Origin of the sequence: Ferrovibrio sp. (assembly GCF_035304305.1) — a bacterium.
Classification (GTDB): domain Bacteria; phylum Pseudomonadota; class Alphaproteobacteria; order Ferrovibrionales; family Ferrovibrionaceae; genus Ferrovibrio.
Genome location: NZ_DATGQG010000109.1, coordinates 1 through 21,100 on the forward strand (window position 1 = coordinate 1; position 21,100 = coordinate 21,100).

Here is a 21,100-nt window from a genome sequence, read left to right on the forward strand (position 1 = left end):
GGCCTTGGCGCCTTGGTCGACGCCGACGTGGCTTCGGAGAGCGCCACCCTGCAGTCCCTGCAGGTTCGCCAGCAGCTGAACATCCAGGCGCTGTCGATCGCCAACCAGCAGCCGAACACGCTGCTCAGCCTGTTCCGCTAAGTCTGAGTTCAGGTCCGATGGACCGGAAAGGGGGCCGCAAGGCCCCCTTTTTTTGTCTGCCGGGGCCTGTCTTCAGGCTGACACCGGCGGATTTCTTGACGTCGGCCCCGAAGCCGGGTAGCCCTGTCGGACCGTTAACAGCAGGAGCGGAAGGGCATTGGCCCCCGGATTGATGTGCCGCTCATAATCACTCTGAAGGCCGGCGAGAAATTCATCCTGAACCGGGCTGTCCTCAGCCTGTCGAAATCGGCCAGCATCATTATCGAGAACAAGGCTTCTTTCCTGCGCGAGAAGCACATCATGAAGCCGGAGGACGTCGATACTCTGGCCAAGAAGATCTATTACTACTGCCAGCTCGCCTATCTCTGGGAGGAGCGGTTCGACGAGTATTTTCCGGTAATCAAGGACGCGTGTTTGGAATTCGTTAAGGCGGCGCCGAGTACACATGCTGTGGTGGGCAGTCTGGGGGCGGCGCTGGTCCGGAAGGACTTTTTCAAGCTCCTGAAACTTGCCCGACGCTTGATCGAGATTGAACGGAGATTGCTCGATGTCGGGAAGGAACCCGTATCTGGCCACTCAGAACACCGTTGAGACGCCCAGGCAGCTTGAATACCGCCTGTTCTCCTCGGTGACCCGGGCCCTGATGGAAGTGCGCCCCCTGATGGGCAGCACGCAACCTGCAGAGGTCGCCAAGATCGCAGCAGCGATCGGCTGGAACCGTGATGTCTGGAACCATCTGATGCCGGAAGTTCTGGACGAGAAGAATGCCCTGTCCAAGGACGTGAAGGTCTCTCTGATCAATATCTGCATCTTCGTGAACAAGCATACCGATGCGATCACGCAGGGCACCTCGATCGACATCGAGCCGCTGATCGAGATCAACCGGAACATCATGGACGGACTGCGCTGAGCCGATTGATGGCATGAACAGTGCCGGAATCGGAGCGGGGTGGCGGCAGAGGCTCGAACAGGCGGTTCAGCTTCACCAGGCGGGGCGGCTGGATGAGGCGATAGGCTGCTATCGCGACGTCCTTGTCGAGAACAAGGATTGCGTCGACGCTCTTCACCTGCTTGGCGTGGCGCTCGAACAGGCCGGGCATCCCGCCCAGGGCAAGCCGCTGGTCGAACTTGCTGTCCGGCGCGAGCCTGGCATAGCGGCCTACCGGAACAGTCTCGGGAATATCTGCAAGGCCCTGGACGACGAGGCGGGCGCGCAGGCGGCCTATGCCGAGGCCCTGCGGCTTGATCCGCGATCGGCGGAAATTCTCAACAATCTCGGATTGCTGGCCCAGCGCCGGCAGGACTGGGCAACGGCGCTCGGATACTTCGACCGGGCGGTTGCGGCCGATAAAACGTATGTCGCGGCGACATTCAACCGGGCCGTGACGCAGTGGCTGGCGGGAGACACCGTACAGGCGCTGCCGGTCTTCTCGGATCTGCTGCCGCGAATGCCGGATTATGCCGTGCAGCTGGTGGAACTCGCAAAGCGCAGCATCGGGGCCAGGGATGCCGAAGGATTGCGGCAACTCATCGCGATCCTCGAACCGGCGCCGCTTGGCACGGCGGATCGCAGTCTGCTGCAGGGCGGTCTTGCCGCGCTGGACGGGGATCGCGAACGCGCCGAAGTCCTGTATCGCGAGGGCCTGGCAGCCAGTCCCGGCCATCTCGACCTGCTGCGCTGCTACAGTCTGTTACTGATCGAACGCGAGTCTCACGCCGAGGCGATTCCGTTTCTGGAGCGCGCCCTGGCATCAAAGCCGGACGATGCTTCGGTCATTGCGGCGCTCGGCATATCGCTGACCAAGGTCAAAGCCTGGGAACGCGCCATTCCCCTGCTGCAGCAACTGGTCGAACGAAATCCCGAGGCGATTGGTGGCTGGGTCGATCTGGCGCAATGCTACTCCCATCTGAACCGGCTGGACGAAGCCTGCGAGGCGATGGCGCGTGTCATCGCCCTTGATCCGGACAAGGCTGACAACTATGCGACGCTGGCCGGTTTCGAAGGGCGGCGCGGTGATATCCGCAGGGGCGAGGAGCTTTGCCTGGAGGCTTTGCGCCGCGATCCGGAAAACGGTGCCGCGATCGGCAATCTGGGCAACATCCGCGCCCTGCAGGGCCGCGTCGATGAAGCGGAAGCCCTGTTCAGGAAGCAGCTTGCCCTGCGGCCCGAGGATGCAGGCACGCACTGCAACCTGAGCTTCCTGCTGCTGCGCTGCCGCCGCTACAAGGAAGGCTGGAGCCACTATCACTGGCGCTGGAAGCAGCCGTCGCGAACCACGCCCGAGGGGCGGGAGCGCGGATTGCCGCGCTGGGACGGTGTCACCCCTCCTGACGGCCGGCTGCTGATCTGGCGCGAACAGGGTGTCGGCGACGAGATCCTGTATTCCAGCCTCATCGCCGATTTTGCCGCCCGCGGCCTGGACATCGTGCTCGCGGCTGATCCGCGGCTGGTCCCGCTGCTCGCCCGGTCCCTGCCGGGCATCACGGTGGTTCCCGATGACGCCTCGCTGGATGTCCGGGCTCTCGGCCTGTCCTGCCAGCGCCCGCTGGGCGATATCGGCGAATTCTGCCGCCCCGACATTGCCAGTTTCGCCAGCCATCCGGCGCATTACCTGAAGGCGGATCCCGCCCGCAGCGCCGCACTGCGCCAGCGCTATCGCGCGATGGCCGGCGACCGGCCTCTTGTCGGCGTGTCCTGGAACAGCGGTAATCCCAATACCGGGCGCTACAAGTCGATCAGCCTGTCGGACATGGCGCCGCTGCTGCGCCGGCCCGGCGAGTTCTTCGTCTCGCTGCAATACGGCCGCGCCGCGGAAGACGTGAAGACCCTGCCGGCAGACATGCCGGTCCATCATGATCCGGAAATCGATCCGTTGGCGGACATTGATGGTCAGGCGGCGCAGATTGCCGCGCTCGATCTCGTCGTCACCGTCAGCACGGCGGCGGCTCATATCGCCGGTGGCCTGGGCATACCGACCCTCATCCTGATCCCCGAAGACTGGGGGCAGCTCTGGTACTGGGGCTATACCGGCGAGCGGACGCCCTGGTACCCGTCGGTCCGGCTCTGCCGGGGCGATACGGGGCAGCGGGCCGGCGATATCGTCGAGCGCGCCCTGCCGATGGTCGAGGAGATGCTGGCCGACCTAAGAAAGCGGTAACCTGCCGCTTCGGCGAAATGTGTTTACCTTCGCTCAACCAAAATATGCGATCAGGAGGGCCGGCAGGAATGGACCTGGATCGCAGCACAGAGGGGGATTTCCCATGGCGATGACAGAAGACGAGCAGAGCAAGGTTACCCGCGAATCCTTCGTCGCGACCTGGGAAGCTCTGGTGAATGGCGGCGTGAGCCGCGAAATCGTGGCCTCGATCGCGATGAGCATGGCTCTGGCCGAACTCACCGCCATCTTCGGCAAGGCCGTGACCGCACATGGTCTGGAGAAGCTTCCCGACACCATCCGCAGTGGCGCTTTCGACGTGAAGGAAAAGGTCTGAGCCGGAATACGGCCCGGAAACGAAAAAACCGGCCTGATGGCTGGTTTTTTTGTGCCTGATGCCGGTGACGCTCAGACGCTGATGTCGACCTGCTTGCCGGTGCTGGCAGTAGTCGGCGAGGCGGCCTGGGTGATCTGCTTGATATTCTCCAGGCCCGCCGCGACGGCGCTGAGCACCGCGCGTTCGGTATCGCGGGCCACCTTGAGGCCGACGAAATACAATTCCTGTTTGATGCCGGTGGCTTCCATTCTGGTCTCCTGACGGGACCATCCTAGCAGACCGGCTGCCCGCCACAATCCATACACTGTTTACCATAATTCCCACGGCCCCACTGGTCAGGGCGCCTTCGCTCCGGTAAATAAGTTGCAAATGTAACCAACCCGGCCCGCGCCGGGCGGGAGGAAAGCATGGAGGCCCAGAACCCTCCGCAATTCGCATACCGGCTGCCGCAGGCGCCGGGCAGCACCGAGCATTGCCGGGTGGCCGTGGTGGGCGGCGGACCGGTCGGTCTTACAGCGGCGCTGGACCTCGCCAGCCGCGGCATCCCCTGCATCCTTCTGGACGAGAAGACGACCGTCAGCACGGGCAGCCGCGCCATCTGCTACGCCAAGCGCACCCTGGAAATCTGGGACCGCCTCGGCGTCGGCGAACGGATGCTGGAGAAGGGCGTGACCTGGCAGACCGGCAAGGTCTTCCATGGGCCGCGGCAGTGCTACAGCTTCGATCTGCTGCCGGAAACCGGCCATCACTACCCGGCCTTCATCAATCTGCAGCAATCTTACGCCGAGCTGTTTCTCGCCGATGCGGCGGCCGGAAAGCCGGGGATCGATCTGCGCTGGAAGCATCGGGTCGCCGACATCGTGCCGGGCAACGACGGCGTGCGCCTCAGCATCGAAACGCCCGATGGCGGTTACACCCTGGTGGCCGATTACGTGCTGGCGGCGGATGGTGCCCGGTCGCATCTGCGGCGCAGGCTGGGGCTCGATTTCCGGGGCCAGGTCTTCGAGGACCGCTTCCTCATTGCCGACGTGAAGATGAAGGCGGATTTCCCGACCGAACGCTGGTTCTGGTTCGAGCCGCCGTTCCATGCCGGCGGCTCGGCCCTGCTGCACAAGCAGCCGGACGACGTCTGGCGCATCGATCTGCAGCTCGGCTGGCAGGCCGATCCGGAAGTCGAGAGGCAACCGGAGCGCGTCATTCCGCGGCTGAAGGCGATGCTGGGCGAGGATGTCGCTTTCGATCTCGAATGGGTCAGCATCTACACCTTCCAGTGCCGCCGGCTGGACCGCTTCCGCCATGGGAGGGTCTTCTTCATCGGTGATTCCGCGCACCAGGTTTCGCCCTTCGGAGCACGGGGCGCGAATTCCGGCGTGCAGGATGTCGACAACCTGATCTGGAAACTGGATCTGGTGATGCGCGGCGAGGCTCCCGATGCCCTGCTTGATACCTACGACGACGAACGCATCGCGGCAGCGGAGGAAAACATCCGCCATTCGACCCGCAGCACCGATTTCATCGTGCCGCGCTCGGCGACGGCACGGGCCCTGCGCAATGCGGTGCTGGAGCTGGCTGGCGAATACGACTTTGCGCGCCGGCTGGTGAATTCGGGCCGCCTGTCGATGCCGACCACCTATCGCGACACGCGGCTTTCGACGGCGGACCGGGATGCTTTCAACGGCGGACCGCCACCCGGAGCCCCGGCCATCGACGCGCCGCTGGATGACGGCGGCTGGCTGCTGCCCCGCTGCGGCGACGGCTTCACCCTGCTCGGCTTTGATGCGGCGCCCGCCTTGCCCGCCGCGCTGCGGGATCGCGTGGCCCTGGTCGACCTGCCCTGCAACGATCTGTTCGCGCGACGCTACGATGCCCGTCCGGGCACCACGTATCTGCTGCGGCCCGATCAGCATGTCGCCGCGCGCTGGCGGAAGCCGGATCCGGAAGCAATTGCAGCCGCTTATGAGCGGGCCATGGCCCGCGCGGCCTGATCCCGCCAGCGGCCCGGAAACTTGACAGGGCGGGCGGGGGGCTTATCACTGGCGGGCCTTTCGGGGCCGCTTTACCCGTCATCCGCGATCAGGAGTATTCGATGAGCCGTGCTTACCTTTTTCCCGGCCAGGGCAGCCAGGCCGTGGGCATGGGCAAGGAACTGGCCGCCGCCTTTGCCGCCGCGCGCCACCTGTTCCAGGAGGTCGATGACGCTCTGTCGCAGAAGCTCTCGACCCTGATGTTCGAGGGGCCGGAAAGCGACCTCACACTGACCGAGAATGCCCAGCCCGCCCTGATGGCGGCGAGTGTCGCCGTGGTGCGGGTGCTGGAAAAGGAATTCGGCGTCGATCTTGCCGCGAAGGGCAGCTATGCCGCTGGCCATTCGCTGGGCGAGTATTCCGCGCTCTGCGCCATGGGCGCTCTGTCGGTGGCCGATACCGCGCGCCTGCTGAAGCTGCGCGGCCAGTCGATGCAGAAGGCGGTGCCGGTCGGAGAGGGCGCCATGGCGGCGCTGCTGGGCGCCGAACTGGACCTGGCGAAGGAGGTGGTTGCCGAGGCGGCGCAGGGCGACGTGCTCGGTTGCGCCAATGACAATGGCGGCGGCCAGGTCGTGATCTCGGGCAAGAAGGAAGCCGTCGAGCGCGCCATCGAGGTCGCCAAGACCAAGGGCGTGAAGCGCGGGATGCTGCTGCCGGTCAGCGCGCCCTTCCACTGCGCCATGATGCAGCCGGCCGCCGATGCCATGGCAGAGGCGCTGGGCAAGGTGACGATGAATGTGCCGAAGCTGCCGGTCGTTTCCAACGTGACGGCAAAGGGCGAGTCCAATCCGGACGATATCCGCCGGCTGCTGGTGGAGCAGGTTACCGGGCTCGTGCGCTGGCGCGAGTCGATGCTCTGGCTGAAGCAGCAGGGCGTTGCGCAGGTGGCGGAACTCGGTTCCGGCAAGGTGCTGGCAGGCCTGATGAAGCGCATCGACAAGGATGTCGAGCCGCTCAGCATCGGCCAGCCCGCCGAACTCGAAGCCTTCGCCAAGAGCCTCTCATAGGAATCACGGAGACAGCCATGTTCGATCTGACCGGCAAGTTCGCCCTCGTCACCGGCGCCACCGGCGGTATCGGCGGTGCCATCGCCGAAGCTCTGCACAGGCAGGGTGCCACGGTCGCGCTGTCGGGCACCCGCGAAGCGGTCCTGCAGGAACTGGCGGCGAAGCTCGGCAGCCGTGCGCATGTGGTGCCGTGCAATCTGGCCGACGTCGAAGCGGTCAATGGCCTGGTTGCGAAGGCCGAGGCGGCGATGGGCCAGGTCGACATCCTGGTCAACAATGCCGGCATCACCCGTGATGGCCTGGCGATGCGCATGAAGGACGAGGACTGGCAGACGGTTCTCGATGTCAATCTCAGCGCCGCTTTCCGTCTCGCCCGCGCATCGCTGAAGGGCATGATGAAGCGCCGTTGGGGCCGCATCATCAGCATCACGTCGGTGGTCGGCGCGACCGGCAATCCGGGCCAGCTCAATTACGCCGCTGCCAAGGCCGGCCTGACCGGCATGACCAAGTCGCTGGCGCAGGAAGTGGCGAGCCGGAACATCACCGCCAACTGCGTTGCGCCCGGTTTCATCCAGACCGCTATGACCGACGTGCTGACCGACCAGCAGAAAGAGCAGATCTCGCAGAAGATCCCCGCCGGCCGACTCGGGCAGAGCCCCGAAGTGGCGGCTGCCGTGGTTTATCTGGCTTCCGAGGAGGCGGCCTACGTGACCGGCCAGACGATCCACGTCAATGGCGGTATGGCTATGATTTCATAAGGAAATTTCGCCCACAGGCAACGCTGGCCGAGGCGCCGGAACAGCTTGGAAGCGCCGATATTCTATGCTAATTGAGGCCCCCATCTGCCGGCCGCTGCCCGTCCGGGCGCGCGTTGGTAGTCACAACCACAAGGATTTTGGAAATGAGCGACATTGCTGAGCGCGTTAAGAAGATCGTCGTCGAGCATCTGGGCGTCGAGGAAGAGAAGGTCACCGAGAGCGCAAGCTTCATCGACGACCTGGGCGCTGACAGCTTGGACACGGTCGAGCTGGTGATGGCGTTCGAGGAAGAGTTCGGCGTCGAAATCCCCGATGACGCGGCCGAGAAGATCCTGACCGTCAAGGACGCCATCGACTTCATCAAGGAGCGTTCGGCGTCGTAAGCTGCTGACGCCGCCGTCCGCGTACCGTCCCAGATTTCCGTATTCCGTGCGAGAGGCTTGAGCCATGCGTCGTGTCGTCGTCACTGGCCTGGGTCTGGTCACGCCGCTTGCCACCGGCGTCGACGCGACCTGGACGCGACTGATCAGTGGCGAGTCCGGTCTCGGTCCGATCACCCGCTTCGACGCGTCCGAGATGCCGGCGAAGGTTGCCGGCGAGGTTCCGCTCAAGGCGAATGCCCCGGACCGCGCCGATGCCTTCGATCCGGATCAGTGGATGGAAGCCAAGGAGCGGAAGCGCGTTGACGATTTCATCGTCTACGGCGTGGCGGCGGCGAAGCAGGCTCTGGCGGATGCCAACTGGGCCCCGCAGACCGAGGAAGAGCGCTGCCGTACCGGCGTGCTGATCGGCTCGGGCATCGGTGGTCTGAACGGCATCGAAGAGGCGGCGATCACGCTCAAGGAGAAGGGGCATCGCCGTATCAGCCCGTTCTTCGTGCCGGGCCGGCTGATCAACCTCGTTTCGGGCTATGTCTCGATCGAGCACGGCCTGAAGGGTCCGAATCATGCCGTGGTGACGGCCTGCTCGACCGGCGCGCATGCGATCGGCGATGCCGCCCGTCTCGTCGCCCTGGACGATGCCGATATCATGGTTGCCGGTGGCGCCGAGGCGACCATCGGTCCGCTCGGGATTGCCGGCTTCTGTGCCGCCCGCGCGCTTTCGACAGGCTACAATGACCGTCCGACCGCCGCCTCGCGTCCCTGGGACAAAGGCCGCGACGGCTTCGTGATGGGCGAGGGCGCCGGCGTCGTCGTGCTGGAAGAGCTTGAGCATGCCAAGCGCCGTGGCGCCAGAATTTACGCCGAAGTGGTGGGCTACGGCCTTTCGGGCGACGCCTATCACATCACCGCGCCGCACGAGAGCGGCGATGGTGCTTTCCGCTGCATGCAGATGGCGCTGAAGCGTGCCGGCCTGCAGCCTTCCGACATCGACTACGTGAACGCGCACGGCACCTCCACGCCGCTGGGCGACGAGATCGAACTGGGTGCGGTGAAGCGTCTGTTCGGCAATGCCGTGGCCAATCTCTCCATGTCGTCGACCAAATCGTCGATCGGCCATCTGCTCGGCGCGGCAGGCGCGGTCGAGGCGATCTTCTCGATCCTGGCGATCCGTGACCAGATCGTGCCGCCGACACTTAACCTCGACGATCCCTCGGAAGCGACCGAGGGCATGGATCTGGTGCCGCACAAGGCGAAAAAGCGCGAGGTGCGCGCCGCCCTGTCGAATTCCTTCGGCTTCGGCGGCACGAACGCATCGCTGGTCCTGAAGCGGTACGACGCCTAAACTCTTTTCATGAAGCGCCTGGTCGCCATGCTGCTGGCGGTTCTGCTGGCGGCATGCATCGCCGTCGGCGGCGCCTTTCTCTGGTTCCGGTCATGGCTGGATGCGCCGGGCCCGGCGACGCATGAAACCGTCATTCTGGTGCCGCGGGGTACCGGCCTGTCCGGCATTGCCGGGCGGCTGGTACGGGAGAATGTCGTCAGCGACGCCAGGCTGCTCAAGCTTGCCGCCTGGTATACCGAGACGGCCGGCCGTCTGAAGGCGGGCGAGTATCTCGTCCCGCCCGGCGAGTCACCCCGGGCAGTGCTGGAGCGCATCGCGGCAGGTCGCGTGATGGTGCGCCGGCTGACGATCACCGAGGGGCTCAGTACGGCCGGAATCCGACAGATGGTCGCCGCCGCCGAGGCGCTGCAGGGCGATTGGCCGGACGAACCGGTCCCGGAAGGCAGCCTGCTGCCCGAGACCTATCACTATGTTTACGGCGACAATCGCGCGGAGCTGGTTGCGCGCATGCGCAAGGCGCAATCCGACCTGCTTGCCGAGCTGTGGCCGAAGCGGGCGGAAGGCCTGCCGCTCAGGACGCCGGCCGAGGCGGTGATCCTTGCCTCCATCGTGGAAGCGGAAACGCCGATCCCCGCCGAGCGCGCCCGGGTGGCGGGCGTCTACATCAACCGGCTGCGGCGCGGCATGAGGCTGCAGGCCGATCCGACGGTTGCCTATGGCATGACGAAGGGAGAGGCCGAACTGTCCCGGCCGCTGACCCGCGCCGATCTGCAGCAGGCCACGCCGTGGAACACCTATGTGATCGACGGCCTGCCGCCGACCCCGATCAACCATCCCGGTCGCGCCAGCATCGAAGCGGTGCTGCAGCCCGAGACGCATGATTTCCTGTATTTCGTCGCCGACGGCAAAGGCGGGCATCTGTTCGCCGTGACCTACGAACAGCATCTGCGCAACGTCGCTGCCTATCGCGCGTCGCAGCGCCGGTGACCTAGTCCTTCATGGGCGCCCGGCGCAGCAGCCGGTCCAGCAGCGGATAGGGCAGCAGCCCGAGCAGCCGCACCATCGCCAGCATCGGCCAGGGAAAGGCAATGCGCCCCCTATTGGCCGCGAGTCCGCGGATGATGATCTCTGCCGCCCTGTCTGTTTCCATGAGGAAGGGCATGGGGAACTTGTTGCGTGCCGTCATGCGGCTGACGACGAAGCCGGGGCAGATGGCGGACACCCTGATGCCTTCCGGCGCCAGCCGGCCGCGCAGCTCTTCCGCATAGGCACGGGCGAACTGCTTCGTGGCCGAGTAGGGGACGGCGCCCGGCAGGGCAAGAAAGCCGGCGATGGAGGACACGATCGCGATCTGTCCGCTGCGCTGGCGGGCCATGATCGGGATGGCGGGGTTCACCGTGTTCAGCACGCCGCCGATATTGATGTCGGTCACCCGTCTCACATAGGTGCCGAACTCGTCCCAGTTCCGGAAGCCGCCCGAGACGCCGGCATTGGCGATCACCAGATCGAGACGACCGGTTGTGGCGAAGGCGTTGATCAGCGCCTTCATCGCCTCCGCGTCGGTGACGTCGACCGTATGTTCCTCCACGGTGGCACCCCGGGCCCGGCAGGCGGCCGCGACCTCCGACAGGCGTGCTGCATCGCGACCGGTCAATGCGAGGCGGGCACCGGGACGGGCATAGAGTCGCGCCAGAGCGGCGCCAATACCGCTGGATGCGCCGGTGATGACGATTCCTTCCGGAGCTGGCTGCGGTGCCACGGCCTCGACCCCCCAATGCTTTGGCATTATAGTCCGCCACCGTAGCATCGATGGGGGATTCGTGTCGCTTGTCAGTATGACCGGCTTTGCCCGGAGCGATGGACATGCCGCCGGCCGGGCCTGGGTCTGGGAGCTGAAGTCGGTCAACGGGCGCGGTCTGGAACTGCGCTTCCGCCTGCCGCCCGGCTTCGATGCGATCGAACCGGAACTGCGCAGCCTGGCGCAGACGCGCCTCGTGCGGGGCAACGTGACCCTGAATCTGCAATTCACCGAAACGGCGGAAAGCGAGACCGCCTATCGCATCAATGAGGCCCTGCTGGAGCAGCTTCTGGCGCTGTCAGGCCGGCTGCAGGCGCGCGGCGTCGGCGCACCGCGGCTGGACGGCCTGCTGGCGGTACGCGGCGTGATCGAGCCTGCGGGCGGCACCGAGGACGAGGATACCCGGGCGGAAATCGAGGCTGCCATAAAGGCAAGTTTCGCCAGGGCCCTCGACAAGCTGGTCGAGAGCCGGACCGCCGAGGGCAGCAAGCTTTCCACCGTGCTCAATGCCCAGCTGGATGAGATCGAAGCCCTCACGGCGCGCGCCAGAACCGCGGAGGCCGTACGCCCGGAGGCGCTGCGGGCCCGGCTGCGGCAGCAGCTGGACGAACTGCTTGCCATGTCGCCGCCCGTTTCCGAGGAACGCCTGGCCCAGGAACTTGCCCTGCAGATCACGCGGCTGGACGTGCGCGAGGAGGTTGATCGCCTGAAGGCGCATGTGGAGGCGGCGCGTGGCCTTCTGCGCGGCGACATGCGCGGCGTTGGCCGCAAACTGGACTTCCTGTCGCAGGAATTCAACCGCGAGGCCAATACGCTCTGTTCCAAGGCTTTCGATGCCGGCCTGACGGCAATCGGCCTTGATCTCAAGCTGGTCATCGATCGTCTGCGGGAGCAGGCCCAGAATGTCGAATAACAAGCCGCTGGTGCCGGGGCCGGCCGCCTCGATCCATATCGCCCGTCGGGGCCTCATGCTCGTCCTGTCTTCCCCCTCGGGCGCCGGCAAGACGACGATCGCGCGGCGCCTGCTGGAGATGGATGCCGATCTTCACCTCTCGGTTTCGGTCACGACGCGGCAGCGCCGGCCGGGGGAGGTGCACGGCCGGGACTACAGCTTCATCAGCAACGAGGAATTCGGGCTGATGGTGAACCGGCAGGAACTGCTGGAACACGCCAAGGTGTTCGATCACTACTACGGCACCCCGCGCGAGGCGGTCGAGAAGCGGCTGAGCAGCGGGCAGGACGTGCTGTTCGACATCGACTGGCAGGGCACGCAGCAGCTGCGCCAGCGGGCCGAATCCGATCTGGTCAGCGTGTTCATCCTGCCGCCATCCACGGCGGATCTGGAGCGCCGGCTGCACAGCCGGGCGCAGGATTCGCCCGAAGTGGTGGCCAAGCGGATGTCCAAGGCAGCCGACGAGATCAGCCACTGGGCGGAGTACGACTACATCGTCATCAATGACGATGTGGAGCAGTGCCTGATGAAGGTCTATGCGATCCTCCAGGCCGAGCGGCTGAAGCGCCATCGCGGGCTGGGGCTGGTCGATTTCGTCAAGCAGCTCCGGGAAGGCCGCTGATCTACAGCAGTCGTGCCAGGGCGCAGAACTCCTCGATCGTCAGGGTTTCGGCGCGCCTGGTGGGATCAATGCCGGCGGCCTGCAGCCTTGCATCCGCATCGCTCCAGAGCGGCCTGAGCGCCGCGCGCAGCATCTTGCGGCGCTGATTGAAGGCTGCGGCGGTTACGCGTTCCAGCCTGTCCGGATCGGCTTCGGCGAGCGGCCTCTGGCGCGGCTGCAGTTCCACCAGCGTAGACGTCACCTTTGGCGGCGGGACGAAGGCTTTGGGGCCGATGTCGAAAAGCATGCGGACATTATGCCGCCACTGGGCCGCCACGCTCAGCCGGCCATAGGCCTTGCTGCCGGGTGGTGCGGCGAGACGCTCGGCCACTTCCTTCTGCACCAGCACCGTCATGCGCGCGATCCGGTCAGGCTGCGCCAGCCAGTTCAGAATCAGCGGCGTGGCGATGTTGTAGGGCAGATTGGCGACCACCTGCCAGGGTGGGGGAGCAAGGGCGGCGAAATCGGCTTCCAGCGCATCGCCGGGGTGCAGCATCAGCCGCCCCGTGGCTGCATCCACCAGCGGAGCAAGGGCCGTCAGGCAGCGCTCGTCGCGCTCGATGGCGATCACGCGAGGCGCGCCTTCAAGCAGCAACGCGCGGGTCAGCCCTCCCGGACCCGGGCCAATTTCGAATATCACCGGGGCGGCCCATGGCATGGCGGCCCGGGCAATCTTGCGCGTCAGGTTGAGGTCGAGCAGGAAATTCTGCCCCAGCGACTTGCGAGCGGCGAGGTCGTGCTGCGCGATCACCTCACGCAGCGGCGGCAATGCTTCGATTGCGTCAGGCATGACTGCGATGCCGCGCCATCCCGGCGGCCATGCGCAGGGCAGCGATCAGACTGTCCGGCCTGGCCACACCCTTGCCGGCAATGTCGAAGGCCGTGCCGTGATCGGGCGAGGTGCGGATGATCGGCAGGCCCAGCGTCACATTGACCGCGCTGTCGAAATCCAGCGTCTTGATCGGGATCAGCGCCTGATCGTGGTACATGCAGATGGCCGCGTCGTAACCGGCGCGGGCGGCGGCGTGGAACATGGTGTCCGGGGGCAGCGGCCCGCGGGCATTGATGCCTGCGGCGCGCAGCTGCGCCACTGCGGGAGCGACGATGGCGGCATCCTCCTGCCCCATGCTGCCGGATTCTCCCGCGTGAGGATTGAGGCCGGCCACCGCCAGGCGCGGTCGGGCGATGCCGAACTTCTCGCGCAGGTCGGCCGCCGTGATCCGCGCGGTCTGCACGATCAGGTCCGTCGTCAGCGTCGCTATCGCCTGTTGCAGAGAGACGTGGATGGTGACCGGCACGACGCGCAGCCGGTCGGATGCCAGCATCATCACCGGCATGACATTGCCGCAGAGCGCAGCCAGATATTCCGTATGCCCTGGATGGCGGAAGCCGGCGGCATACAGCGCCGCCTTGTGGATCGGATTGGTCACCAGGGCGGCGGCCTCGCCGCCGCGACACAGCGCCGTCCCCGTCTCGATGGCGCGCAGGACTGCCGGCGCATTGGCCGGGTCCGGCTGTCCCGGCCTTGGCCGGGTTACCAGCGGAACCGGCAGAACGGGAAGGGCCGTGCCGAATACCGCGGCGGTTTCGCCGGGGGCCCTAATCGTCTCTATCCGGACGGACCAGCCAGCCGTGGCAGCAAGGGCCCGCAGCCGCTCCGGATCATCGAGCAGGAAAAACGGCGGCAGCGCGGCGCTGTCTCGCTGCAGCCAGGCCAGCAGGGCAATCTCCCCGCCGATTCCGGCGGGTTCGCCCATGGTGACGGCAAGCGGCCGGGGAGGCGGGGCCTCAGCGGAACTCGATGGTGGCATCGCGTCGCAATTCGCGGATATAGCGCTGCGCCAGCAGTTCGGCGCGCCGCATCAGGAGGCTCTGGCGGACCTGGTTGCGGTCGAAGCTGCCGCTTTCCTCACGGGCGCAGAGCGTGAAGAGACGGATACCCTGCGGCGTCTGGACCGGCTGCGTGGTCTCGTTCACGTTCAGCTGCGACACCGGTTGCCGGAAGGCTTCGGGAAGATCGTCAAGGCGCAGCGTTCCGAGGCTGCCGGATCCGGGGGTCTTCAGCTCCTCGATCACGGCATCCACGGCTTCGCAGCTGTCGATGCGGGCACGCGTCTCCTGCGCCCGCGCGATGGCCGCCTGGACATCCGCCGGATTTGGCGCCTGGCCCAGCGGGAAGAGGATCTGCTTCAGGGTGACCCTGCTGTCTCCCGCTCCCGGCATCGCAATGCGGCGGCGGTCGCGCAGCGCGATGATCTGGTAGCCGCCGATGCTGCGGATCGGATCGGAGATGTCGCCCTTGTTCATCTGGGCGATCACCTGTTCCACCTCTTCGGGCAGCGTCCCGCGCTGGATCCAGCCGACCTCGCCACCATTGGTGGCCGTGGTTCCGCGGCTGAACTGCCGGGCCATGGCCGGAAAACTGGCACCGGCGCGCAGCTGCTCGACGATGCGCTGTGCGGTCTGCCGCTGCGGTTCCTCCTGGTCGGGATTGTCCACCGGCACCAGAATTTCGGAGATCAGTTCCTCGGTCTGGCCGGCCAGACTGCGCAGCTTGGCGATCTGTTCGTCGATTTCCTGGTCCGTCACCGTGACGGTCGCGTTCAGCCGGGCCCGGACCATGCGCGCCCAGGTCAGCTCCGCCCGCACCTGGGCGATGAAGATGGCGGGGTCGATGCCTGACCGCTGCGCGAAATCCTCGAAACGGCCGGCGGGGATGCCGAACTGCCGCTCGATCAACGCGATGGCGCTGTCAAGTTCCTGCTGGGAAACCGAGATTCCCCGCCGCTTGGCTTCCTGCATCTGCAGCCGCTCGTCGATCAGCGAACGCATTGCCTGCTCGCGCACGGCCCGCATGACCTCGGGGGTGTCGGGCAGACGCGCCGTCGCCATGATCACCCGGGAGCGCTGATTGATGTCGCGCAGGGAGATCACCTCGTCATTGACGAGCGCCACGATGCGCTGCTGGTCCTGGGCAGGAGCAGCTGCTCCCGGCGCCTGGCCCTGCGCCCCGGCGGGCGCCGGCATACCGATCAGTGCGGTGAGGAGGAGGGCGATAATGGCAAAGTGATGCATCGGCAGCTCAGTTGAAGGTCGCGATCCGGAACCGCAGCCCAATCGTCGTGTCGGGCTGGATGTCGCGGTTGCTGAAGAAGGTGCGCTGGGCGAACAGCATAATATCGAAACATTCGTCGGTGTAGCGCAACCCGCCGAAGTTGAGCAGCGATCCGCCGTTCCCGCTCAGGTCCCGGGTATGCCGCAACTCGGTGCTCCAGTATTGCGTCAACTGCACGCGGAGGGTGCCGCCAATGGCCTCCTGATCGCCGATATCGTCGACCAGGTTGGTATCGGCCACATCGGCATAGGTCAGGCTCAGGTAAGTCAGGTTTGTGCCCAAGGTCGCCGACAGTTCGTGGCGCCGGACATCGAAGCTGCTGCTCTGAGCCAGCCGCACGCGGTCGGTGAAGCTGATGTAGCGGCCCGGGGAAATCGTCAGCCGGCCGACGTAATCCGAAAGCTGGTCGTTGAGGCCCGAATTGGCCGGAAAGATGGTTTCCTCCCGCGCCCGCAGCGATTGCCCGACGAGCAGTTCGGAATAGCCGCCGGATGCACCGTAGACGGCGGAGCGGAATCCGTAGTTCAGCCGCGGGCCACCATCCCAGCGGTCGTAGCCCGGAAAGCGGTTAAGGCTGAACAGGTTGGTTTCGTCGAACTCGAGCGCGATGGAGTCCTCGTTCGGGATGTCGCGCTTGTTGCCCCCATAGGGGGAAATCACGGCGCTGACGATGGGCTCAATGAGCTGCCGCACATTGCCCTCATCCCGAACGAAGGGATAGCGCCAGTCCAGCGCCACGACCGGGATGACGCGTCCGGCAAAGGTCGTGTCGTCGCTGCGGGCAGGGATCATGCCGGGCGTCTGGTTCAGATCGTTCACCCAGTAGCCATCGGCCCGCACCATGGCGGTTGCCGTGTAGATTTCACCACTCGGGGCGTAATACGGCTGAGACCATGACACGCTGCCCGACACGCGTCGGGTATCGGTGCCGCGTTCGCGATAGATGTTCGCCATATTGGCGTCGAAGGCCCAGCGGCCGCCATAGTCGCCTGGCTCGGTGACGGCGGAGTAATCGAAAATCGGCGCGACAACAGGCACCGTGGAGGAGGCGATGCCGGGGCGGAGATTCTGGAACGAGAAGGCATTGACCGCCGCGTAATGGCGGTTGTTGATCGCCTCGCCGTAAATGCGGCTCGTCAGCACGTTGCGCGAGGTATATTCCGGGATCTTGTAGAGGCTTGGATAGGTGTCGTCCGAGGCGCGGAAGATGTTGGCGCCCCAGGTGATGTCGTCGTTGCTGCGGAACGCCGCATTCGCCCGTATGTGGCCGCGCAATTCCTCGCCGCCGACACGTGCTCCGTAGGTATCGTCCACGCGGGTGATCGAACCGTCGAGCGAAATCTCTCCGGTCTGCCGCCGCTGCCGGAATTCGCCGTAGAGCCATCCACCCTGATCCGTCGAGTACTGCGGCGCCAGGGTCAGATCGCTGTACTCGTCGATGACGTAGTAGTAGGGCACACGGATCGCCTGCCCGAAATGGTCGTTGGTCAGGTAGCTGGGGGGCAGCAGGCCGCTGCGCCGGTTCACCGTCGGATCCGGATGGCTGAAATACGGCGTGTACAGGATGGGAATCCCGAACATCTCGAAGGTGGCATCCCGATAGGTGATGTCCTGCGCCTGTGCGTCATGTTCCACGCGGTCGCCCTTGAGCTGCCACAGCGGCGGACGCGTGCGGTCGGTCGGACAGAGCGAGCAGGTGGTATACACCGCCTTGCGCAGCACCGTGCGATTGCCGTCCCTGCGTTCGCCATAGGCAGCCACGCTGCGCGAGTTGTCAGCCAGCAACACGGAAACATCGCGGATGAAGCCGTTCCGCATCTGGTCGGTCAGCTCCATATAATCCGCGAACAGGACGGTGCCGTCGGTCTCCATGAGCGCGACGTTGCCGCTTGCGATCACCTTGTCGTCGCGCTCGCTGTAGCTCACGAGGTCCGCGATCAGGGTGCGCCCGCCCTGGACCAGTTCGACGTCGCCCTCTGCAGTCACGAGGCCGAGCGACTGGTCGTATTTCAGGGTCTCGGCCGTCAGCAGCACGGGCTGGTCGCTCTCCGCCTGTGCGAAAGCGGAGGTTGTCGACATGAGCCAGAGGCAGAAGGCGGCGGTAGCGAAGAGACGATGGAACCCCCCGGTCATCCATCCTCCAGGTGAAACAGCAAAGACAGGCCAAGCATGACGAAAACGGCCGTGGGTGCCCAGGCGGCGAGCGGGACCGGCAGGGTGCCGTTCAGGCCGAAAGGCTGCGTGATCTCAACGCTGAAATACAGCAGGAAACCGGCGCCTACGCCACCCGCCAGCATGAAGCCGATGCCGCCCCGGCGCGTCAGGCGCAGGCTGAAGCTGGCGGCTATGAGAAGCATGCCGCAGAGCAGGATCGGCGTTGCGAGCAGGCTGTAGAAATGCAACCGGTGCCGTACGCCGGAGAATCCCGCGGTTTCAAGGGTCGATATGAAGGCCGGCAGTTCCCAGAAAGAGATCGTGCTGGGCGAGGCGAAGCTCTCCTGGATGCGGTCGAAGGTGAGCGTGGTGGGCAGCCGCAGGGTTGTATGCCGTTCGGTCGGCTGGTCGGGATAGCTGATCACGGCGTTGCGGAGCAGCCAGTGTCCGTCATCGAGAAGTGCCGATTGTGCATCGATGCGCTTCACGAAGCGGTCGTTGTCCTGGAAATAGAACAGGATGGCGTCGTGCAGTTCGACGCCCTGCTGTGCAACGCGCAGGGCATGGATCACAACCTGGCCGGCAGCATCCGCCTCGCGCAGCCAGAGTCCGCCCGAGGAAACGGCAAGCGACGAACTGCGGCCGCGCAGTACCTTGGCTTCGATCGACTCGTAGCGCGTCAGCATGGCCGCCGACAGCGGGTTGTAGACGGTGATCATGAAGACGCCGAGCAGGAAGGTGATGGCCAGGCCCGGAAACAGGAATTGCCATGCCGAAACGCCAGCGGCACGGCTGACGGTAAGCTCCTGCGAGCGTGTCAAACGGCTCAGCGCCAGCATGCCGCCAAAAAGCACGGCAAACGGCACCAGCTTGGTCATCAATGTCGGCAGCTTGAGCAGCGACATCTCGAAAACCAGTTCGATCGACGCGTCTGGCCGATTGGTGGCACGGCGCAGCAGTTCAATCGTGTCGAAGCTGAAAGCGAGAACCGCAAGCACCACGAAAACGGTCAGGATCGCCGTAACATAGTGACGGCCCAGATACAGCGACAGCGTCATGGCGCGAAACATCAGGCCGGCCTCGGGGCGAGATGTCGGGCGGGTTCGCGCAGCAGGAAAACGGCGATGATGCCGGCGGCGATGGGAGTGAAATACATCAGGGGTATCAGCACTGGCGATTTCGTCGCCAGATGGGTGACGCCGAGGCTCAGGACCTGCAGGAAGATGCCCACTGCCGCGCCGACCGCCAGTCGCCGGCCCTGGCCGCGCCGGCTGAACTCCCCGCCGATCACGCTGGCGATGGCGATGAGGATGAGTGCCGGGGCATAGAGTGGGGTCGCCAGACGGCGATGACCCTCGACGATCAGCTTGTTGTAGTTTGCCTTGTCGTCGGCATTGTTCAGGTCCGGCCAGAACAGCTGGTTGAGGAAGCGTTCCGACGGCTCCCGCCAGCCCTGCGCTTCCTTCTGGGCGTAGGTTTCCAGATCGAGGCTGTAATTGTCGAAATAGAGCAGGGACAGCGATTGCCGGTCGGCGCCGATCTGCTGCCGGTTGCCATTGACCATGTAAAGGCGGGGGCCCTGCGGGGTGCGCAGCAGCGTCGCGCGCTCGGCCATCATGGTCACCGGCTGCGAGGTATCGCGGTTGTCGTGGACCAGGACGCCGATCATGTCCCCGTTGGCATCGCGCTCGCGCACGTAGACCGTGAGGTTCTGGGTGGGCGTGTTGAATACGCCCTCCAGGATGGCCATGCCGGCGAGGTCGTTGCGGAACTGGTACTGGGTTTCACGCAGCGTGCGTGATCCGAGCGGCATGAGATACAGCAGGATGGCGTACATCACCGCCATCACGAGGAGGGAAATGTACATTGCGGGACGGGCGAGGCTCAGCCGGCTGAAACCAGCCGCCGCCAGCACCACGATCTCGGAATCCCCGGTCAGCCGGTTGAAGGCATAAAGCGTGGCGCAGAAAGCCGCCACCGGCAGAATGATCGCGATGATGTTGGGCAGAACCAGCAGCGTCAGATAGAAGAAATCGCCGAATGCGAGGTTGTTGTTGACGATGCGGTCGATGAAACGCAGGGACTGGGTCAGCCAGATGACCCCGGTCAGGGTCAGGGTGGCAAAGGCCAGCGGCCAGGCGATCTGGCGCATGATGTAGAGGGAAACCCCGCGCATGGCGCGCAGTATAGCGATTCCGCCCCCTGCCGCCACAGCCCAGAACTGAAAAGAACCGCTTGGTCCGAAAAGAAGATTCGGCGAATCGCCGGTGCCGCCGATTGATCCCGCCGCGGCGCCGCCGCTATAGTGCCTCTCCCCCGGATCACGGCGGAAATTGCGGATTGGAGCCCATGAAAATCGAGATCGCAGACGCGAAAGCCCCCAAGCGCGGCAGCCTGGTTCTTGGTGTCGCGGAGACCCGTCAGCTGGGCCCCTTCGGCCAGCAGATCGACAAGGCCGTAGGCGGCGCGCTCGGCCGGGCCATGGCGGCGGCGGCGCGGTTCTCCGGAGGCAAGGGGCAGTGGCTCGAGGTGATGGCCCCGGGAGCCGGCCTGACGCGCGTGCTGCTGGCCGGCCTGGGTAAGCCGGCTGAACTCAAGATGGCGGCGATCGAGGCGGTGGCCGGCGAGGCGGTCCGGCGGCTGGCCCTGAGCGGTGAAACGGATCTTGCCATCGCCGCGGACCTGCCGAAAGGAGCCGGACTGGCGGAAGCCGAGGCTGCCGCCCATGCGGCGCTGGGGGCGCGGCTCGGTGGTTATCGCTTCGACAAATACCGCACCAAGCTGAAGGACCGCGAGAAGCCTTCGCTGCGGACCGTAACCGTCCTCAGCGCCTCGGCCGCGGCGGCGAAAAAGGCCTGGCAGCCCCTCGACAAACTGGCTGATGGCGTGGCCCTGACCCGGAACCTGGTGACCGAGCCCGCCAACGTGATTTACCCCGAGAGCCTCGCCGCCGAGTGCCGGAAGCTGGGCAAGCTCGGGGTCAAGGTCGAGGTACTGGGCGAGAAGGAAATGAAACGGCTCGGCATGGGGGCACTGCTCGGCGTCGGGCAGGGTTCGGCGCGGGAATCGCAGCTTGTCGTCATGCAGTGGAACGGGGCACCAAAGAAGACCGCCAAGCCCGTCGCGTTCGTGGGTAAGGGCGTCTGTTTCGATACCGGCGGTATCTCGATCAAGCCGTCTGCCGGCATGGAAGAAATGAAATGGGACATGGGCGGCGCCGGTGCGGTGATCGGCGCCATGGCCGCCATCGCCGGCCGCAAGGCGAAGGCGAAC

22 protein-coding genes are annotated in these 21,100 nt (G+C 65.4%); 14 read left to right on the forward strand and 8 right to left on the reverse strand.

The features are described 5' to 3' along the window. Nucleotides 1-12 precede the first annotated feature (12 nt). From VKZ87_RS12425 to VKZ87_RS12445, 5 genes are all read left to right on the forward strand, one after another. Nucleotides 13-141 (forward strand): flagellin, encoded by a 129-nt coding sequence (locus VKZ87_RS12425; RefSeq protein ID WP_324221597.1) that lies wholly within the window; start codon nt 13-15, stop codon nt 139-141. 174 nt (nt 142-315) lie between these two features. Further along, on the forward strand, nt 316-732 hold the full coding sequence (locus VKZ87_RS12430) for a flagellar biosynthesis repressor FlbT (RefSeq protein ID WP_324221577.1): 417 nt from the start codon (nt 316-318) through the stop codon (nt 730-732). Beyond that, complete coding sequence (gene flaF, locus VKZ87_RS12435) at nt 689-1,051, forward strand: flagellar biosynthesis regulator FlaF (protein WP_324221578.1); 363 nt, start codon at nt 689-691, stop codon at nt 1,049-1,051. Before VKZ87_RS12430 ends, flaF begins: the two co-directional genes overlap by 44 nt. A gap of 13 nt (nt 1,052-1,064) precedes the next feature. Then, nucleotides 1,065-3,299 carry a tetratricopeptide repeat protein gene (locus VKZ87_RS12440; RefSeq protein ID WP_324221579.1) on the forward strand — a complete coding sequence of 745 codons (2,235 nt, stop codon included), beginning with the start codon at nt 1,065-1,067 and terminating at the stop codon, nt 3,297-3,299. Nucleotides 3,300-3,402: 103 nt separating this feature from the next. Further along, nucleotides 3,403-3,633, forward strand: coding sequence for a hypothetical protein (locus VKZ87_RS12445; protein ID WP_324221580.1), 231 nt, complete (start codon nt 3,403-3,405; stop codon nt 3,631-3,633). Nucleotides 3,634-3,704: 71 nt separating this feature from the next. On the opposite strand, the gene VKZ87_RS12450 is transcribed toward VKZ87_RS12445, so the two are convergent. Further along, nucleotides 3,705-3,881, reverse strand: a complete 177-nt coding sequence (locus tag VKZ87_RS12450; protein ID WP_324221581.1) for a hypothetical protein — start codon at nt 3,879-3,881, stop codon at nt 3,705-3,707. 159 nt (nt 3,882-4,040) lie between these two features. On the opposite strand from VKZ87_RS12450, the gene VKZ87_RS12455 reads away from it, so the two are divergent. The 6 genes from VKZ87_RS12455 to mltG all read left to right on the forward strand — a co-directional run bounded on the left by VKZ87_RS12455 (nt 4,041) and on the right by mltG (nt 10,134). After that, nucleotides 4,041-5,618, forward strand: coding sequence for an FAD-dependent oxidoreductase (locus tag VKZ87_RS12455; RefSeq protein ID WP_324221582.1), 1,578 nt, complete (start codon nt 4,041-4,043; stop codon nt 5,616-5,618). A gap of 101 nt (nt 5,619-5,719) precedes the next feature. Further along, nucleotides 5,720-6,664 carry an ACP S-malonyltransferase gene (fabD, locus tag VKZ87_RS12460; RefSeq protein WP_324221583.1) on the forward strand — a complete coding sequence of 315 codons (945 nt, stop codon included), beginning with the start codon at nt 5,720-5,722 and terminating at the stop codon, nt 6,662-6,664. Between the two features lie 17 nt (nt 6,665-6,681). After that, nucleotides 6,682-7,422 carry a 3-oxoacyl-[acyl-carrier-protein] reductase gene (fabG, locus tag VKZ87_RS12465; protein ID WP_324221584.1) on the forward strand — a complete coding sequence of 247 codons (741 nt, stop codon included), beginning with the start codon at nt 6,682-6,684 and terminating at the stop codon, nt 7,420-7,422. Nucleotides 7,423-7,565: 143 nt separating this feature from the next. Then, on the forward strand, nt 7,566-7,805 hold the full coding sequence (locus VKZ87_RS12470; protein ID WP_300302640.1) for an acyl carrier protein: 240 nt from the start codon (nt 7,566-7,568) through the stop codon (nt 7,803-7,805). A gap of 64 nt (nt 7,806-7,869) precedes the next feature. Then, nucleotides 7,870-9,147, forward strand: coding sequence for a beta-ketoacyl-ACP synthase II (gene fabF / locus VKZ87_RS12475; RefSeq protein WP_324221585.1), 1,278 nt, complete (start codon nt 7,870-7,872; stop codon nt 9,145-9,147). A 9-nt stretch (nt 9,148-9,156) separates the two neighbouring features. Beyond that, the gene (gene mltG, locus VKZ87_RS12480; protein WP_324221586.1) at nt 9,157-10,134 is read left to right on the forward strand and encodes an endolytic transglycosylase MltG; all 978 of its coding nucleotides are present in this window, start codon (nt 9,157-9,159) and stop codon (nt 10,132-10,134) included. A gap of 1 nt (nt 10,135) precedes the next feature. Here mltG and VKZ87_RS12485 read toward each other — a convergent pair whose 3' ends face one another. Beyond that, nucleotides 10,136-10,906 (reverse strand): SDR family NAD(P)-dependent oxidoreductase, encoded by a 771-nt coding sequence (locus VKZ87_RS12485; RefSeq protein WP_324221587.1) that lies wholly within the window; start codon nt 10,904-10,906, stop codon nt 10,136-10,138. A gap of 61 nt (nt 10,907-10,967) precedes the next feature. Between VKZ87_RS12485 and VKZ87_RS12490 the strand changes: the two genes are divergently transcribed. Beyond that, on the forward strand, nt 10,968-11,858 hold the full coding sequence (locus VKZ87_RS12490; RefSeq protein WP_324221588.1) for a YicC/YloC family endoribonuclease: 891 nt from the start codon (nt 10,968-10,970) through the stop codon (nt 11,856-11,858). Then, nucleotides 11,848-12,519 (forward strand): guanylate kinase, encoded by a 672-nt coding sequence (gene gmk, locus VKZ87_RS12495; protein ID WP_324221589.1) that lies wholly within the window; start codon nt 11,848-11,850, stop codon nt 12,517-12,519. The genes VKZ87_RS12490 and gmk overlap by 11 nt, the downstream gene beginning before the upstream one ends. 1 nt (nt 12,520) lies before the next feature. On the opposite strand, the gene rsmA is transcribed toward gmk, so the two are convergent. From rsmA to lptF, 6 genes are read right to left on the reverse strand one after another with little or no spacing between them, the layout of a single operon-like run. Then, nucleotides 12,521-13,348 (reverse strand): 16S rRNA (adenine(1518)-N(6)/adenine(1519)-N(6))-dimethyltransferase RsmA, encoded by an 828-nt coding sequence (rsmA, locus tag VKZ87_RS12500; RefSeq protein ID WP_324221590.1) that lies wholly within the window; start codon nt 13,346-13,348, stop codon nt 12,521-12,523. Further along, nucleotides 13,341-14,369 (reverse strand): 4-hydroxythreonine-4-phosphate dehydrogenase PdxA, encoded by a 1,029-nt coding sequence (pdxA, locus tag VKZ87_RS12505; RefSeq protein WP_324221591.1) that lies wholly within the window; start codon nt 14,367-14,369, stop codon nt 13,341-13,343. Before pdxA ends, rsmA begins: the two co-directional genes overlap by 8 nt. Further along, nucleotides 14,347-15,633, reverse strand: a complete 1,287-nt coding sequence (locus VKZ87_RS12510) for a peptidylprolyl isomerase (RefSeq protein ID WP_324221592.1) — start codon at nt 15,631-15,633, stop codon at nt 14,347-14,349. The genes pdxA and VKZ87_RS12510 overlap by 23 nt, the downstream gene beginning before the upstream one ends. Before the next feature lie 7 nt (nt 15,634-15,640). Next, a complete protein-coding gene (locus VKZ87_RS12515; protein WP_324221593.1) occupies nt 15,641-17,806 on the reverse strand; it encodes an LPS-assembly protein LptD in 2,166 nt (721 codons plus the stop codon). Continuing rightward, entirely contained in the window at nt 17,803-18,897 is a 1,095-nt protein-coding gene (gene lptG, locus VKZ87_RS12520; protein ID WP_324221594.1) for an LPS export ABC transporter permease LptG, read from the reverse strand. Before lptG ends, VKZ87_RS12515 begins: the two co-directional genes overlap by 4 nt. Continuing rightward, nucleotides 18,897-20,003: an LPS export ABC transporter permease LptF gene (lptF, locus tag VKZ87_RS12525; protein WP_324221595.1), complete on the reverse strand. Its 1,107-nt coding sequence runs from the start codon at nt 20,001-20,003 to the stop codon at nt 18,897-18,899. Before lptF ends, lptG begins: the two co-directional genes overlap by 1 nt. Nucleotides 20,004-20,176: 173 nt before the next feature. Between lptF and VKZ87_RS12530 the strand changes: the two genes are divergently transcribed. Further along, nucleotides 20,177-21,100, forward strand: a 924-nt coding sequence (locus VKZ87_RS12530) for a leucyl aminopeptidase family protein (RefSeq protein WP_324221596.1), incomplete at its 3' end; no start/stop codon positions are given.

What these genes read in the sequence shown, in the direction of transcription:
- mltG (WP_324221586.1), top strand. Translation starts at nt 9,157, where the DNA reads ATGAAGCGCCTGGTCGCCATGCTGCTGGCGGTTCTGCTGGCGGCATGC.
- VKZ87_RS12455 (WP_324221582.1), top strand. Translation starts at nt 4,041, where the DNA reads ATGGAGGCCCAGAACCCTCCGCAATTCGCATACCGGCTGCCGCAGGCG.
- rsmA (WP_324221590.1), bottom strand. Translation starts at nt 13,348, where the DNA reads ATGCCTGACGCAATCGAAGCATTGCCGCCGCTGCGTGAGGTGATCGCG.
- fabD (WP_324221583.1), top strand. Translation starts at nt 5,720, where the DNA reads ATGAGCCGTGCTTACCTTTTTCCCGGCCAGGGCAGCCAGGCCGTGGGC.
- lptF (WP_324221595.1), bottom strand. Translation starts at nt 20,003, where the DNA reads ATGCGCGGGGTTTCCCTCTACATCATGCGCCAGATCGCCTGGCCGCTG.
- VKZ87_RS12445 (WP_324221580.1), top strand. Translation starts at nt 3,403, where the DNA reads ATGGCGATGACAGAAGACGAGCAGAGCAAGGTTACCCGCGAATCCTTC.
- VKZ87_RS12440 (WP_324221579.1), top strand. Translation starts at nt 1,065, where the DNA reads ATGAACAGTGCCGGAATCGGAGCGGGGTGGCGGCAGAGGCTCGAACAG.
- gmk (WP_324221589.1), top strand. Translation starts at nt 11,848, where the DNA reads ATGTCGAATAACAAGCCGCTGGTGCCGGGGCCGGCCGCCTCGATCCAT.
- VKZ87_RS12515 (WP_324221593.1), bottom strand. Translation starts at nt 17,806, where the DNA reads ATGACCGGGGGGTTCCATCGTCTCTTCGCTACCGCCGCCTTCTGCCTC.
- fabG (WP_324221584.1), top strand. Translation starts at nt 6,682, where the DNA reads ATGTTCGATCTGACCGGCAAGTTCGCCCTCGTCACCGGCGCCACCGGC.
- VKZ87_RS12470 (WP_300302640.1), top strand. Translation starts at nt 7,566, where the DNA reads ATGAGCGACATTGCTGAGCGCGTTAAGAAGATCGTCGTCGAGCATCTG.
- VKZ87_RS12450 (WP_324221581.1), bottom strand. Translation starts at nt 3,881, where the DNA reads ATGGAAGCCACCGGCATCAAACAGGAATTGTATTTCGTCGGCCTCAAG.
- pdxA (WP_324221591.1), bottom strand. Translation starts at nt 14,369, where the DNA reads ATGCCACCATCGAGTTCCGCTGAGGCCCCGCCTCCCCGGCCGCTTGCC.
- flaF (WP_324221578.1), top strand. Translation starts at nt 689, where the DNA reads ATGTCGGGAAGGAACCCGTATCTGGCCACTCAGAACACCGTTGAGACG.
- fabF (WP_324221585.1), top strand. Translation starts at nt 7,870, where the DNA reads ATGCGTCGTGTCGTCGTCACTGGCCTGGGTCTGGTCACGCCGCTTGCC.
- lptG (WP_324221594.1), bottom strand. Translation starts at nt 18,897, where the DNA reads ATGTTTCGCGCCATGACGCTGTCGCTGTATCTGGGCCGTCACTATGTT.
- VKZ87_RS12510 (WP_324221592.1), bottom strand. Translation starts at nt 15,633, where the DNA reads ATGCATCACTTTGCCATTATCGCCCTCCTCCTCACCGCACTGATCGGT.